Source organism: Streptomyces cinerochromogenes (genome assembly GCF_014648635.1).
GTDB classification, from domain to species: domain Bacteria; phylum Actinomycetota; class Actinomycetes; order Streptomycetales; family Streptomycetaceae; genus Streptomyces; species Streptomyces cinerochromogenes.
The window spans coordinates 163,146-176,422 of the sequence record NZ_BMRM01000020.1; the positions used below are offsets into that span (position 1 = coordinate 163,146).

The 13,277-nt window shown below is 74.3% G+C and carries 11 protein-coding genes; 4 read left to right on the forward strand and 7 right to left on the reverse strand.

Annotation, left to right across the window (positions count from 1 at the left end; translation table 11 throughout):
- Nucleotides 1–19 precede the first annotated feature (19 nt).
- Both IEZ20_RS32155 and IEZ20_RS32160 read right to left on the reverse strand, forming a co-directional pair.
- Nucleotides 20–1,159: an AI-2E family transporter gene (locus tag IEZ20_RS32155; protein ID WP_373304010.1), complete on the reverse strand. Its 1,140-nt coding sequence runs from the start codon at nt 1,157–1,159 to the stop codon at nt 20–22.
- Nucleotides 1,160–1,408: 249 nt separating this feature from the next.
- Nucleotides 1,409–1,603, reverse strand: a complete 195-nt coding sequence (locus IEZ20_RS32160; RefSeq protein WP_189305224.1) for a DUF3046 domain-containing protein — start codon at nt 1,601–1,603, stop codon at nt 1,409–1,411.
- A gap of 80 nt (nt 1,604–1,683) precedes the next feature.
- Between IEZ20_RS32160 and IEZ20_RS32165 the strand changes: the two genes are divergently transcribed.
- Entirely contained in the window at nt 1,684–2,628 is a 945-nt protein-coding gene (locus IEZ20_RS32165; RefSeq protein WP_189305225.1) for a hypothetical protein, read from the forward strand.
- Between the two features lie 141 nt (nt 2,629–2,769).
- On the opposite strand, the gene IEZ20_RS32170 is transcribed toward IEZ20_RS32165, so the two are convergent.
- Genes IEZ20_RS32170 through IEZ20_RS32180 form a run of 3 tightly spaced genes read right to left on the reverse strand, consistent with a single transcriptional unit; the run spans nt 2,770 to nt 4,747 of the window.
- Nucleotides 2,770–3,078 carry an AzlD domain-containing protein gene (locus tag IEZ20_RS32170; RefSeq protein ID WP_189305226.1) on the reverse strand — a complete coding sequence of 103 codons (309 nt, stop codon included), beginning with the start codon at nt 3,076–3,078 and terminating at the stop codon, nt 2,770–2,772.
- Nucleotides 3,075–3,830 carry an AzlC family ABC transporter permease gene (locus IEZ20_RS32175; protein WP_189305227.1) on the reverse strand — a complete coding sequence of 252 codons (756 nt, stop codon included), beginning with the start codon at nt 3,828–3,830 and terminating at the stop codon, nt 3,075–3,077. The genes IEZ20_RS32170 and IEZ20_RS32175 overlap by 4 nt, the downstream gene beginning before the upstream one ends.
- Before the next feature lie 23 nt (nt 3,831–3,853).
- Nucleotides 3,854–4,747 carry an AraC family transcriptional regulator gene (locus IEZ20_RS32180; protein ID WP_189305228.1) on the reverse strand — a complete coding sequence of 298 codons (894 nt, stop codon included), beginning with the start codon at nt 4,745–4,747 and terminating at the stop codon, nt 3,854–3,856.
- A 155-nt stretch (nt 4,748–4,902) separates the two neighbouring features.
- Between IEZ20_RS32180 and IEZ20_RS32185 the strand changes: the two genes are divergently transcribed.
- The 3 genes from IEZ20_RS32185 (at nt 4,903) to IEZ20_RS32195 (ending at nt 11,851) form a co-directional block, all read left to right on the forward strand.
- Complete coding sequence (locus tag IEZ20_RS32185; RefSeq protein ID WP_189305229.1) at nt 4,903–9,954, forward strand: ATP-dependent helicase; 5,052 nt, start codon at nt 4,903–4,905, stop codon at nt 9,952–9,954.
- A gap of 92 nt (nt 9,955–10,046) precedes the next feature.
- Nucleotides 10,047–10,892: an Fpg/Nei family DNA glycosylase gene (locus IEZ20_RS32190; protein ID WP_189305230.1), complete on the forward strand. Its 846-nt coding sequence runs from the start codon at nt 10,047–10,049 to the stop codon at nt 10,890–10,892.
- Between the two features lie 194 nt (nt 10,893–11,086).
- A complete protein-coding gene (locus IEZ20_RS32195; protein WP_189305231.1) occupies nt 11,087–11,851 on the forward strand; it encodes an SDR family NAD(P)-dependent oxidoreductase in 765 nt (254 codons plus the stop codon).
- 361 nt (nt 11,852–12,212) lie between these two features.
- Here IEZ20_RS32195 and IEZ20_RS32200 read toward each other — a convergent pair whose 3' ends face one another.
- Both IEZ20_RS32200 and IEZ20_RS32205 read right to left on the reverse strand, forming a co-directional pair.
- Nucleotides 12,213–12,683: a Dps family protein gene (locus IEZ20_RS32200; RefSeq protein ID WP_189305233.1), complete on the reverse strand. Its 471-nt coding sequence runs from the start codon at nt 12,681–12,683 to the stop codon at nt 12,213–12,215.
- Nucleotides 12,684–12,894: 211 nt separating this feature from the next.
- Nucleotides 12,895–13,269, reverse strand: coding sequence for a helix-turn-helix domain-containing protein (locus tag IEZ20_RS32205; RefSeq protein ID WP_053666341.1), 375 nt, complete (start codon nt 13,267–13,269; stop codon nt 12,895–12,897).
- Nucleotides 13,270–13,277 lie beyond the last annotated feature (8 nt).

Sequence of the window (13,277 nt, forward strand, 5' to 3'; positions counted from 1 at the left end):
GAGGGGGGGCGGAGGCCGGTTACGGCCGCTGCTGCTCGCCGGGGCGGCGGTCGGCCCAGAGCCGTCGCGCGCGCGTGACCATCCCGGGGCCGGCCGGGTTCCTGCCGCGGTGCCCGTGCACGCGGGGGTCGTCCGTGACGTCGTACCGCTTCACGTACGCCCCCAGGAACGCCTGCAGCGTGGCCACCGCCGGGATGGCGACCAGCGCGCCGACCGCGCCCAGCAGGGCGGTGCCGGCGATCACCGAGCCGAACGCGACCGCCGGGTGGATGTCCACCGTCTTGGCGGTCAGCTTGGGCTGCAGCACGTAGTTCTCGAACTGCTGGTAGATCACGACGAAGACCAGCACCCACACCGCGTACCAGGGATTGACGGTGAACGCGATCAGCATCGGCAGCGCGCCCGCGAGGTACGTGCCGATGGTGGGGATGAACTGCGAGACCAGGCCCACCCAGACGCCCAGCACCGGCGCGTACGGCACCCCCAGGGATTCGAGCAGGATGTAGTGCGCGATGCCGGAGATGAGCGCCATGAGGCCGCGCGAGTACAGATAGCCGCCCGTCTTGTCGACGGCGATCTCCCAGGCGCGCAGCACCTCGGCCTGGCGCGCGGGCGGCAGCACGGAACACAGGGCGCGGCGCAGCCGGGGGCCGTCCGCCGCGAAGTAGAACGAGAACAGCCCGACCGTCAGCAGCTGGAACAGCCCGCCGAGCACCTGGGCGGACACGTCGAGGACACCGGCGGCGCTGTTCTGCGCGTACTTGCGCAGCCAGTCGGAGTGGAGCAGGCCCTCCTGGACGTCCACGCGTCTGAGTTCCGTGTGGAAGGTCTGGTTGATCCAGTTGATGAGCGAGTCAAGGTAGTCCGGGAAGCCCTCGACCATCTTGATGATCTGTCCGGCGAGCATCGACCCGAGCAAGGTGACGAACCCGGCGGCGAAGATGGTCAGGCCGAGGAAGACCAGGAAGGTCGCGAGCCCCCGGCGCATGCCACGGGCCGCCATCCGGCTCACCGCGGGCTCGATCGCCAGGGCCAGGAAGAACGCGATCAATATGTTGATCAAGAGTCCGGTCAGCTGGTGGAAGGCCCAGCTGCCGAACTGGAACGTGGCGATCAGCGCGAGCGCGAGCACCATGGCGCGCGGCAGCCAGCGCGGCATCCGGCCGTCGGGAGCGACGGCGCCGGGGGCCGGGGGGCGGCCGGGCGGGGTCGTAGCGGCCGGTGCTTCCTGCCGCGGGGACGGATCGCCGGCCTCGGCGGAGGATGCCAGAGGGTGCTCGTCAATGGGTGCCACGCGCCCAGTCTCGCCCACGCCACCGACAACCGGCGCCCGCCGGCGATCTTCGTGACAGATCGGTGCCGTACTGTCGCGTTCTTCTCCGGCAATCCGGGCGTTTCGCCCGGTGTCTCAGCGCTTCTCGCCCGGCACGTCCATGACCGCGCAGACCACGCGCCAGACCTCCTTGGCCTCCCAGCCGGCGTCCAGCGCCTCGTTGACGGTGCGCCCGCCCAGTTCCGACATGACGTGGTCGCGCGCGAAGGTGTCGGCGTACCCCGGACCGAAGTGTTCCGCCATCCGCTGCCTGAAGACCGTCAACCGCATGCCTCCAGTATCCCGCCCACGGGGGGTGGGCCCTGCCCGGGAGCGTCTGCGAGACCGCTTTCCGTCCTACGGTCTGACGCATGGCCGAAACCGGAGCTTCCCCACTCCCCTCCACGCCCCCGGCGCGCTCCCCGCTCTTCCGCGCCGAACAGTTCGTGTGGCTCACCGCGCGCGTGCTGGAGCAGCATCTCTTCGCGTACCACTTCCTGCACGGCAGCCCCGAGGCGGTGGAAGCGGCACTGGACGCCTACCGCAACGACGACGGCGGGTACGGACACGCCCTGGAGCCCGATCTGCGCGGTCCGGTCAGCCAGCCCCTGCACACCGCGCACGCGCTGCGCGTCCTGGACGCCATCGGGCACTGCGGCGGGCAGCGCGTGGAGCGCGTGTGCCGCTATCTGACCTCCGTCTCCGCCCCGGACGGCGCCCTGCCCGTGATCCACCCGAGCCAGCGCGGGTATCCGACGGCGCCCTTCGTCCCGGTCGTGGACGACCCTCCCAGCGAGCTGCTGGCCACCGGACCGGTGGTCGGGCTGCTGCACCGCAACGAGGTCTGGCACGCCTGGCTGTTCCGGGCCACCGACTTCTGCTGGCAGGCGGTGGAGTCCCTGGACAAGACGCACCCCTACGAGGTCCAGGCCGCCGTGACCTTCCTGGACTCCGTTCCCGACCGCACGCGCGCGGAGGCCGCCGCCGACCGGCTGGGCCGCCTGGTGCGGGAGCAGCGGCTCGCGGTGCTGGACCCGGACCGGCTCGACGCGTTCCCGGTCGCCTCCGGCTACGCCCCGGGCGAGCACCACTTCCCGCACGACTTCGCCCGTGGTCCGGACTCGCTCGCGCGCGCGTGGTTCACCGACGACGAGATGGCACGGTCGCTGGACCACTTGGCCGCCGAGCAGCAGGAGGACGGCGGCTGGCCGGTCCGGTGGCGCCGGTGGGCCCCGGCCCCGGCGCTGGAGGCACGTCCGATGGTGACGATCGAGGCCCTGCGCACCCTGCGGGCCCACGGCCGCTTCGTGGGCTGAGCCGGCCCTCGGTCGCGGGCCGGGCCCGCACCGTCGGCGGGCCGCCGGGCGGCCCGCCTGACCGGCCGCGGCCGCCGCATCCGCCGACGGCCCGCCTCGCACGCCGAGGGCCCGCCTCACGCTGCGAGGGCCCGCCTTCCGTCACCCGCCGAGGGCCCGTACCCCCGCCGTCACCACCACGGCCGCCGCGACGACCAGCAGGAACGGCGCGCGCAGCACCAGGGCCACGGCAGCCGCACCGAGCCCCGCGGCCCGCGCGTCCAGCACCAGCGCGTGCCCGTCGGCGAACGTCTGCTGCGCGGTGAGCGCGGCGAGCAGGGCGACCGGCAGCAGGGCCGCGAGCCGCCGCACGTACGGCCGCTCGACGGTGTGCGCCGGCACCAGCAGGCCGGCGAGCTTGACGGCGTAACAGCCGAGGGCGGTCACGCCGATCGCGATCCAGACGTTCACCGGTCCTCCTCCGCGCCGTCGTGTGCGTCCTGTCGGGTACGGTCGCCGCGCCGGCCCTCCGCGAGGAGCGCGAGGGGGGCCGCCAGCGCCGCCACCAGCACCGGCACGCCCGCCGGCAGCACGGGCAGCAGTCCGAGGCCGAGCAGGACGGCGAGGCCCGCGACCGCGCGCTCGGTGGCCGTCTTCAGCATCGGGGCGAGCAGCGCCAGGAACACCGCGGGTCCCGCCGCGTCCAGGCCCCACGCGCGCGTGTCGCCGATCGCCCTGGCGCCGAGGCCACCGAGCAGCGTGGTGAGGTTCCACAGCGCGTACAGGCTGAGGCCGGTGACGGTGAAGCCGAGCCGCGCGGCCCGCCGGGTCGGCTGTGCCAGCGTCACCGCGGTGGTCTCGTCGATCACCCACTGGGCGGCGAACGGCCGCACCGCGCGCGGGAGGGCGAGCAACTGCGACAGCCGCAGCCCGTAGAAGGCGTTGCGCACGCCGAGGAAGAAGGCGCCGGCGGCGGCCGTGAACGGACTGCCCCCGGCGGCGAGCGCTCCGACCAGCGCGAACTGGGAGGCGCCGGTGAACACCAGGAGGCTGAGTGCGCAGGTCTGGAGCAGGCCGAGTCCGCTGCCGGCCGAGGTCACCCCGAAGGCGAACCCGGACAGGCCCACGGCGACGCCGACGCCGAGGGCGTCCCGTACGACGGCCAGGTCCGGCTTGTCCGCTCCTTCGGCGGTCTGGTCCCTGAGAGCTATGTGCTGTGTCACGCCCCGGACGGTACGGGCGGCCGTCACCTCGCGTCTTGTACGTTCTTGCGCTCGCGCCGGCTCGTGCGCTCACCTTGGCTCGTGCGCTCGCGCCCGCTCCTCCGCTCGCGCTGGTACGCGCCCGGGGGCACGCCGACGATCCGGGTGAAGTGCCGGTTGAGGTGGGGCTGGTCGGTGAAGCCGACGGCGACGGCCGCCTCGGCGGGGGTCGCCCCCGCGTCCAGCAGCCGCCGGGCGCGGCGCACGCGGGCGTCGGTCAGCCAGGTGTGCGGCGGCATGCCGTAGGCGTCGCGGAACGCCCGCAGCAGGGCGAACGGACTGGCCCCGAGATCCATGGCCAGCCGTTCCAGGGGCGGCGGCTGCGCCATCCGCTCCTCCAGCACCGCACGCGCGCGTGCGGCGATCCGGGCGCCCGCCGCCCGAGGCCGACGCTGGGGCAGCGGGCCGCCGTTCAGCCGCAGCAGCCTCGTCACGGCGACCCGCAGGAGCGTGTCGGCGGCCAGCGCGTTGCCCTCGTCGGCGGCGCGCAGCACCTGGTGGACCAGACGGGCGGTGTAGGGGTCGTCGAGGACGGGGGTGACGAAGCCGGGCGCGCCCCGCAGGGTGGTGGTCTCGGCGGCGATCGCGGCGACCACGTCGGGTGACGGGTAGAGAGCGCCGTACCGCCAGCCCTCCGGCACGCCGGCCCGGCCGGTGTGCGGGGTGTCCGGGTTGATCAGGGCGAGCGCTCCCGCGCCGGCGGAGACGTCGGAGCCGTGGTGGTGGAAGACCTCGACACCGTCCGCTATGGCCGCGATCACGAAGTTCTCGTGGGTGTGGCGGATGAAGGTCTTGCGGATGTACCGGGCCCGTAGGAGGTCGACCCCGGGCAGATCCGTGTACCGCCAGTGCCGCGCCCGCTCCCCTGAACCCGCCATACGCTCCATTGTCCGCCCCGCCCACCGCCGCACCGACTCCGCGTCGGCGGCACAGGCCCTGCCCGACCCGCCGCACCCCCAGCACACGGCCCTGCCCGACCCCGCCGTTTGCGCAGGTCAGGCCGATTGTCAGTGGGCGGGTGCAGGATGGACGCATGGTCAGCTCCGCACACCGAGCCCTCGACGGCTTCTCCCCCGCGACCCGCGGCTGGTTCACGGGGGCCTTCTCCGCGCCCACCGCGGCCCAGGCGGGCGCGTGGCAGGCCATCCGGGAGGGGTCGGACGTGCTGGTGGTCGCCCCGACCGGCTCGGGCAAGACGCTGGCCGCGTTCCTCGCCGCCCTGGACCAGCTGGCCTCGACCCCGCCCCCGGCCGACCCGAAGAAGCGCTGCCGGGTGCTGTACGTGTCGCCGCTGAAGGCCCTGGCGGTCGACGTCGAGCGCAACCTGCGCAGTCCGCTGACCGGTATCCGGCAGGAGTCGGTGCGCCTGGGCCTGCCCGAGCCGGAGGTGAAGGTCGGCATCCGGTCCGGCGACACCCCGGCCGCGGAGCGCCGCGCCCTGTCCACCCGCCCGCCGGACATCCTGATCACCACCCCCGAGTCGCTGTTCCTGATGCTGACGTCGGCCACGCGCGACGCGCTCACGGGCGTGGAGACGGTGATCCTGGACGAGGTGCACGCGGTCGCGGGCACCAAGCGCGGCGCGCACCTCGCCCTCTCCCTGGAGCGGCTGGACGAGCTGCTGCCGAAGCCCGCCCGCCGGATCGGCCTGTCGGCGACCGTCCGCCCGGTGGACGAGGTGGCCCGGTATCTGTCCCCGCGCCGCAAGGTGGAGATCGTCCAGCCGGAGTCCGGCAAGGAGTTCGACCTCTCCGTGGTCGTCCCGGTCGAGGACATGGGCGAGCTGGGCGGCTCCCCGGCGGCCGACGCGGCCGAGGGCGGGGAGCGGCCGTCGATCTGGCCGCATGTGGAGGAGCGGATCGCCGACCTGGTCCAGGCCCACCGGTCCACGATCGTCTTCGCCAACTCCCGCCGCCTGGCGGAGCGGCTGTGCAACCGGCTCAACGAGATCGCGTACGAACGCGCGACCGGCGAGACGCTGGACGAGCACCACTCCCCCGCCCAGTTGATGGGCGGCTCCGGCGCGGCCGCGGGCGCACCCCCCGTGATCGCCCGCGCGCACCACGGCTCGGTCTCCAAGGAGCAGCGCGCCCTGGTCGAGGAGGACCTGAAGGCCGGCCGGCTGCCCGCGGTGGTCGCCACCTCCAGCCTGGAGCTCGGCATCGACATGGGTGCCGTGGATCTCGTCGTCCAGGTCGAGTCCCCGCCCTCGGTGGCCTCGGGCCTGCAGCGCGTGGGCCGCGCGGGGCACCAGGTCGGCGCCGTCTCCACCGGTGTCGTCTTCCCGAAGTACCGGGGCGACCTGGTCCAGGCGGCGGTGGTCACCGAGCGGATGCGCTCGGGCGCCATCGAGTCCCTGAAGGTCCCCGCGAACCCGCTGGACGTGCTCGCGCAGCAGCTGGTCGCCATGACGGCGCTGGACACCTGGCAGTTCGACGACCTGCTCGCCGTGGTCCGCCGCGCAGCCCCGTTCGCCTCGCTGCCGGAGTCGGCGTTCACGGCGGTCCTGGACATGCTCGCGGGCCGTTACCCGTCGGACGCGTTCGCGGAGCTGCGCCCGCGCGTGGTGTGGGACCGCGTGGCCGGCACGGTCACCGGCCGCCCCGGCGCCCAGCGCCTGGCCGTCACCTCCGGCGGCACCATCCCGGACCGCGGCCTGTTCGGCGTCTTCCTCGCCGGTTCCGACCCCAAGAAGGGCGGCGGCCGGGTCGGCGAGCTCGACGAGGAGATGGTGTACGAGTCCCGCGTCGGGGACGTCTTCACGCTGGGCACGAGTTCCTGGCGGATCGAGGACATCACGCGCGACCGCGTCCTGGTCTCGCCCGCGCCGGGCGTGCCGGGCCGGCTGCCGTTCTGGAAGGGCGACCAGCTGGGCCGGCCGCTGGAGCTGGGCCGCGCGGTGGGCGCCTTCCTGCGCGAGGTCGGCTCCCTGTCCCGGGACGACGCGCGGCTCAGGCTGCTGGCGGCGGGCCTGGACGCCTGGGCGGCGGACAACGTGCTGTCGTACCTGGACGAGCAGCGGGAGGCCTGCGGTCATGTCCCGGACGACCGCACGATCGTCGTCGAGCGTTTCCGCGACGAGTTGGGCGACTGGCGGGTCGTCGTCCACTCCCCCTTCGGTGCCCAGGTCCACGCGCCCTGGGCACTCGCCCTCGGCGCCCGGCTCTCCGAGCGGTACGGCATGGACGCGCAGGTCATGCACGCCGACGACGGCATCGTGCTGCGCCTGCCCGACGCCGATCTGATGGGCCTGGACCTGCTCGACCAGGAGCCGGTGAAGGCCGGCACCCCCCTCGACACGGCGTTCGACAGCGAGCAGGCCCCGGTCGGCGCGGCCGACGTCGCCTTCGACAAGGGCGAGGTCGACCAGATCGTCACCGACCAGGTCGGCGGCTCGGCGCTGTTCGCCTCCCGGTTCCGTGAGTGCGCCGCCCGCGCGCTGCTGCTGCCGCGCCGCAACCCCGGCAAGCGCACCCCGCTGTGGCAGCAGCGCCAGCGGGCGGCCCAGCTGCTCCAGGTGGCGAGCGAGTTCGGCTCGTTCCCGATCGTCCTGGAGGCGGTCCGCGAATGCCTCCAGGACGTCTTCGACGTCCCCGGCCTGGTCGAGCTGATGGGGGACATCGAGTCCCGCAAGGTGCGCCTGGTGGAGGTCACCACCCCGGAGCCGTCCCCGTTCGCCCGCTCCCTGCTCTTCGGGTACGTCGCCCAGTTCCTGTACGAGGGCGACTCCCCGCTGGCCGAGCGGCGCGCCGCCGCGCTGTCCCTGGACTCGCGGCTGCTGGCCGAGCTGCTGGGCCAGGCGGAGCTGCGCGAGCTGCTCGACGCCGAGGTGCTGACCGAGCTGGAGCGCGAGCTGCAGTGGCTCACCGAGGACCGCCGGATCAAGGACGTGGAGGGCGTCGCCGACGTGCTCCGGCTGCTCGGCCCGCTGACCGACGCCGAGCTGGTCGCGCGGGGCGCGGATCCGCAGTGGGCGCGGGAGCTGGCCGGGGCCCGCCGGGCCATCAAGGTGCGGATCGCGGGCATCGACCACTGGGCGGCCGTCGAGGACGCGGGCCGGCTGCGCGACGCGCTCGGCACGGCGCTGCCGGTCGGTGTCCCCGAGGCGTTCACCGAGCCGGTCAAGGACCCGCTGGGCGACCTCCTCGCGCGGTACGCCCGTACGCACGGCCCGTTCACCTCGGCCACCGCGGCGGCCCGGTTCGGTCTGGGCGTGGCGGTCACCGAGGGCGCCCTGCAACGGCTGGCCGCGGCCGGCCGGGTCGTACAGGGTGAGTTCCACCCGGCGGGCATCGGCCAGGAGTGGTGCGACGCGGCCGTACTGCGCCGCCTGCGCCGCCGCTCCCTGGCGGCCCTGCGGCATGAACTGGAGCCCGTACCGCCCGCCGCCCTCGCGCAGTTCCTGCCCCAGTGGCAGCACATCGGCAGAGGCCACGGTCTGCGGGGCGTCGACGGACTGGTGCGCGCCGTCGAGCAGTTGCAGGGTGCCTCCGTGCCGGCCTCCGCGCTGGAGAAGCTGGTCCTGCCCTCCCGCGTCGCGAACTACACGCCCGCGATGCTCGACGAACTGACCGCCGCCGGTGAGGTGGTGTGGGCCGGCGCGGGCGCCCTGCCCGGCAAGGACGGCTGGGTCTCCCTCTATCTGGCGGACGCGGCACCGCTGTTGCTCCCGGCGCCCCACCCGCTGGAGCTGACCGCGCTCCACCAGTCCGTCCTCGACACCCTGTCGGGTGGCTACGGCCTGTTCTTCCGTCAGATCGCCGACCAGGTCCGCTCCACCACGCACCCCGACGTCACCGACCCCCAGCTGGCCGACTCGCTCTGGGACCTGGCCTGGTCGGGCCGGCTCACCAACGACACGCTGGCGCCGATGCGCGCCCTGCTGGGCTCGGGCCGTACGGCGGGCTCGACCGCGCACCGCGCCAGGCGAGCCGTCCCGCGCGGGCGCTACGGCTCCCTGACGGCCGCCGCGCGCACCGCCTCCCGTACCGGTCCGCCGACCGTGGCCGGCCGCTGGTCGCTGTTGCCGGCGGCCGAGCCGGACACCACCGTGCGCGCACACGCGCTGGCCCGCACGCTCCTGGACCGGCACGGCGTGGTCACCCGGGGCGCGGTGGCCGCGGAGGGCGTCGAGGGCGGCTTCTCGGCGGTGTACCGGGTGCTGTCGGTCTTCGAGGAGAGCGGCCAGGCCCGGCGCGGTTACGTGGTCGAGGGGCTGGGCGCGGCCCAGTTCGCGATGGACGGCGCGGTGGACCGCCTCCGCGCGGTGGCGAACGCCCGCGAGCGCGCCGAGGGCCTGCCGAGCCCGGTCGGCAGGAACGGCTTCGGCACCCCGGCCGCCGCCGACGGCTTCGCCGAGCCGGGCTTCCCCAACCCGTTCGACGTCATGACCGGCCCCCCGCACGGCCACGCGTCCCCGGGCGCCCACGACGCGGCCGACGGCGGTTTCGCCCACCCCGGCCTGGACGGCGACTTCACCTGGCCGCCGGAGGACGGACCCACCGCCGACGGCTCCCGCGACCTCGCCGACCCCTTCGCCTCCCCCGGCTACGGCGGCCCGCGCGGCGGCGGATCCACCCGCCACAGCTCGCCCGCCCCGTACGGCTCCTCCGCCCCCTACAGCACGGCTCCCTACGGCCAGGCGCCGCACCGCGGCTACGGCAGCGGCCGCGCGGGCGGCGCCCCCGCACCCGACCCCCGTGCCGTCGTCCTCGCCGCGGCCGACCCCGCGAACGCCTACGGCTCCGCGCTGCCCTGGCCGGAGCCGCCGACCGGAGCCGGGCACAAGCCCGGCCGGAAGGCGGGTTCGCTGGTCGTCCTGGTGGAGGGCGAGCTGACGCTGTACATGGAGCGCGGCGGCAAGACGCTGCTGGCCTGGCCCGCCGCACCGGACACCGTGGCGGCGGACGACGCCCGCCTGCGGATGGCGGCCGAGGCGCTGGCCGCGGCGGCCCGCGCGGGCTCGCTCGGCACGGTCACGGTCGAGCGGATCAACGGCGCCCAGGCCCTGACCTCGCCCACAGGCGCCCTCCTGGAGGCGGCGGGGTTCGTGGCGACACCGCGCGGTCTGCGCCTGAGAGCATGACCGGCCCCGCCGCCCGGCACCATGACCGGCCCCCGAACGCTCACCGCCCGGCCCCAGCGTCCCGCCTCCCCCGATCGTGGCACCCTTGACGCATGCCCGAAGGTGACACGGTCTGGCAGGCCGCGCGGCGGCTGCACGAGGCCCTCGCAGGCAAGCCGCTGACCCGCAGCGACTTCCGCGTGCCGAAGTACGCGACGGTCGACCTCGCCGGCCGCCGGGTGCTGAACACGATCCCGCGCGGCAAGCACCTGCTCACCCGGTTCGAGGGCGGTCTGACCCTGCACACGCATCTGCGCATGGAGGGCAGCTGGAAGGTGTACGGCACGGGTGAGCGCTGGCGGGGCGGGCCGGCTCACCAGATCCGGGCGGTGCTCAGCACCGTCGACCGCACGGCCGTCGGCTACCGCCTCCAGGTCCTGGAGCTGATGCGCACGGCCGAGGAGGAGCGGGTCGTCGGCCACCTGGGACCCGATCTGCTCGGCCCGGACTGGAACCCCGGGCGCGCGCTGGCCAACGTCCTGGCGGACCCCGACCGCGAACTGGGCGAGGCCCTGCTGGACCAGCGCAATCTGGCCGGCATCGGCAACATCTACAAGAGCGAGCTGTGCTTCCTGCTCGGCGTGACGCCGTGGCTGCCGGCCGGCGCGCTTCCCCCGGACCGCGCGGAGAAGCTGCCCGGTCTGGCCAAGCGGCTCCTGGAGGCCAACCGGGACCGCCCGGTCCGGCAGACCACCGGCCTGCACCGCTACGACCTGTTCGTGTACGGCCGCGCGCCCCGCCCGTGCCTGCGCTGCCACACCCCCGTCCGGGTGGCCGACCAGGGTGACGGCACCCAGGAGCGCCCCACCTACTGGTGCCCCACCTGCCAGTCGGGCCCCGCTCCCGCACCGGGCTCACCCCAGCGCTGGCGCGACAAGTACCCCCGCCGCACCGGCTGACCATCCAGCCCCGGCCCGAAGCAAGACCGTGCCTGCGTTGTCACACCCTCACCGGCCGGGCTGACCACCCTTCACCCGCCGGGACAGAAGCGCCCCTGCGCCGGAAGCGCTCCTGTGCCGGAAGCGAGCCCTCAAGGGAAGCAAGCCAGCCCACTAATTGACGACCCGTCAGAAATGCTCGTACCGTCGCTGGCATGGCCCTCACCGCGTACGACCTCAGCGGACGCACCGCCTTCGTGACCGGAGCCGCCGGCGGGATCGGGCGGGCCTGCGCCGTCCTGCTCGCCGAGGCGGGGGCGGCGGTGCACTGTGCGGACCGGGACGCGGACGGCCTGGACGGCACGGCCGCGCTGGTCGAGGAGCGCGGCGGCACGGCCCGGGTCCACGTCCTCGACGTCACCGACCGGGACCGGCTCGGCGAGGCGGTCCGCTCCTGCGAGCGGCTGGACGTACTGGCGGCGATCGCCGGGATCATGCACAGCAGCCCGGTGCTGGAGACCCGGGACGAGGATCTCGACCGGGTGCTGAACGTCAACTTCAAGGGAGTGCTGTACGCCTGCCAGGAGGCGGCCCGGCTGATGCTCGCCCAGGGCACCCGCGGCAGCATCGTCACCATGGCCTCGGGCGCGGTCGACACCGGCGGCGCCGGACTGCTCTGCTACGGCGCGGCGAAGGCGGCCGTGGTGCAGCTGACGAAGACGCTGGCCACCGAGGTCGGCCCGCACGGCATCCGGGTCAACGCGGTCGCACCGGGCTGGATCCGCACCCCCATGACCGAACGTCACGACCGGGCGGCGCAGGCGCACACCGAGGCCGCGATGACCCGGCTGACCCCGCTCGGCCGGGTCGGCGAACCGGACGACGTCGCGCACGCGGTGCTGTATCTCGCCTCGGACGCCTCGGCCTTCACGACGGGTCAGATACTTCGCCCGAACGGGGGCGTGGCGATGCCCTGGTGACGTCCCCGCCCCGCCGGGCGGCCGGCCGGCGCCCCGTCGGGGCGGCCCCGCTCGCGCGTCCCTTGGGCACGCAGTGCACGGGCAGCAGGCTCAGCCCCCACCCGCCGGTCACGACGGCCGCCTCCACCACGCCCGGGCCCTCGCCCTCGGCGAGCCTGAGCACGGCCCACCACCACACCGCCCCGGCTCCGAGCGCGAGCGTCCGGCGCACTGTCCGTCCCACCATGCCCGCCACCACCTCCAGCCGGACGCTAGACCGTCGCCCGCCCCGCGCGGGAGGCGCACCACGGGCTCACCGATGCAACACCCGGTCCACCCGGCATCGCAGGTGACGACCGCCCCTGGCCGCCGGCCGCGACGGCTAGGCGTTCTCCGCCTGGAACATCCAGTGGTGCTTCTCCAGGTCGGCGGTGATCGCGATCAGGAGGTCCTGGGACACAGCGTCCGGCTCCCCGGTCGCCTCCACCCGCTCCCTCATGCGGGTGATCACCGAGCCGAGCGCGTCCACCATCGCCCCGACCGCGTCCGTGTCCTTGATCCACCCCGCCGGAGTGGTCTTGATGCCGCTGCCGGAGGCCACTGTGGCGGCGCGCCCGTCGGGCGGTACGCCCAGCGCGGAAGCCCGCTCGGCCACCGTGTCCGAGTGGGTGCGGGCGGAGTCGACGACCTCGTCGAGCTGGAGGTGTATGGAACGGAAGCGGGGGCCGACGATGTTCCAGTGGATCTGCTTGGCGACCAGGGCGAGGTCCACCAGGTCGACCAGGGCGCCCTGCAGGGCCTCCGCCACGGTCTTCAGATCCGCGTCCGCCAACGGGCTCTTCACGACGTACATCCGCTTCCTCCGGTGTTTCGGCTCCGTCACGTCCTCCCACGATGACCGCACCACGCGATACCGGCAAACGGGCGCACAGCGGGAGGGAGGGTGCGGAAACCTCGGTGGGCGGCAAAAGACGGCAAAAAGCCACGGCCGACTCGTCCAGGTCTCCCTGGAGAGCCGGCCGTGGCTTCAGCCGTATCGGGTTGCTAGGCCGCGCGGGCGTGTGTCACGCGGCGACCACGTCCACCGCCTCCGCGGGTGCCTTGATGGTCACCCGTTCCGGTGGCACACCGGTCACCGACACGGAACCCAGCATCGGTCGGACCGGCGTGGGCACGGGCTCGGTGGCCGCGGCGGACTGGGCCAGTTCGGCGAGCGCCAGCTCGTCGCTCACTTCCCGCATGAGTTCCGACATCCGTACGTCCAGCGCGTCGCAGATGGCGGCGAGCAGCTCGGAGGAAGCCTCCTTCTGCCCCCGCTCCACCTCGGAGAGATAGCCGAGTGAGACTCGGGCGGACGAGGAGACTTCGCGCAGAGTACGGCCCTGGCGTTGGCGCTGCCGACGCAGCACGTCACCCAGCAGGCGACGGAGCAGAATCATCGGTGGCT

What these genes read in the sequence shown, in the direction of transcription:
- IEZ20_RS32155 (WP_373304010.1), bottom strand. Translation starts at nt 1,159, where the DNA reads ATGCCGCGCTGGCTGCCGCGCGCCATGGTGCTCGCGCTCGCGCTGATC.
- IEZ20_RS32160 (WP_189305224.1), bottom strand. Translation starts at nt 1,603, where the DNA reads ATGCGGTTGACGGTCTTCAGGCAGCGGATGGCGGAACACTTCGGTCCG.
- IEZ20_RS32165 (WP_189305225.1), top strand. Translation starts at nt 1,684, where the DNA reads ATGGCCGAAACCGGAGCTTCCCCACTCCCCTCCACGCCCCCGGCGCGC.
- IEZ20_RS32180 (WP_189305228.1), bottom strand. Translation starts at nt 4,747, where the DNA reads ATGGCGGGTTCAGGGGAGCGGGCGCGGCACTGGCGGTACACGGATCTG.
- IEZ20_RS32185 (WP_189305229.1), top strand. Translation starts at nt 4,903, where the DNA reads ATGGTCAGCTCCGCACACCGAGCCCTCGACGGCTTCTCCCCCGCGACC.
- IEZ20_RS32190 (WP_189305230.1), top strand. Translation starts at nt 10,047, where the DNA reads ATGCCCGAAGGTGACACGGTCTGGCAGGCCGCGCGGCGGCTGCACGAG.
- IEZ20_RS32195 (WP_189305231.1), top strand. Translation starts at nt 11,087, where the DNA reads ATGGCCCTCACCGCGTACGACCTCAGCGGACGCACCGCCTTCGTGACC.
- IEZ20_RS32200 (WP_189305233.1), bottom strand. Translation starts at nt 12,683, where the DNA reads ATGTACGTCGTGAAGAGCCCGTTGGCGGACGCGGATCTGAAGACCGTG.
- IEZ20_RS32205 (WP_053666341.1), bottom strand. Translation starts at nt 13,269, where the DNA reads ATGATTCTGCTCCGTCGCCTGCTGGGTGACGTGCTGCGTCGGCAGCGC.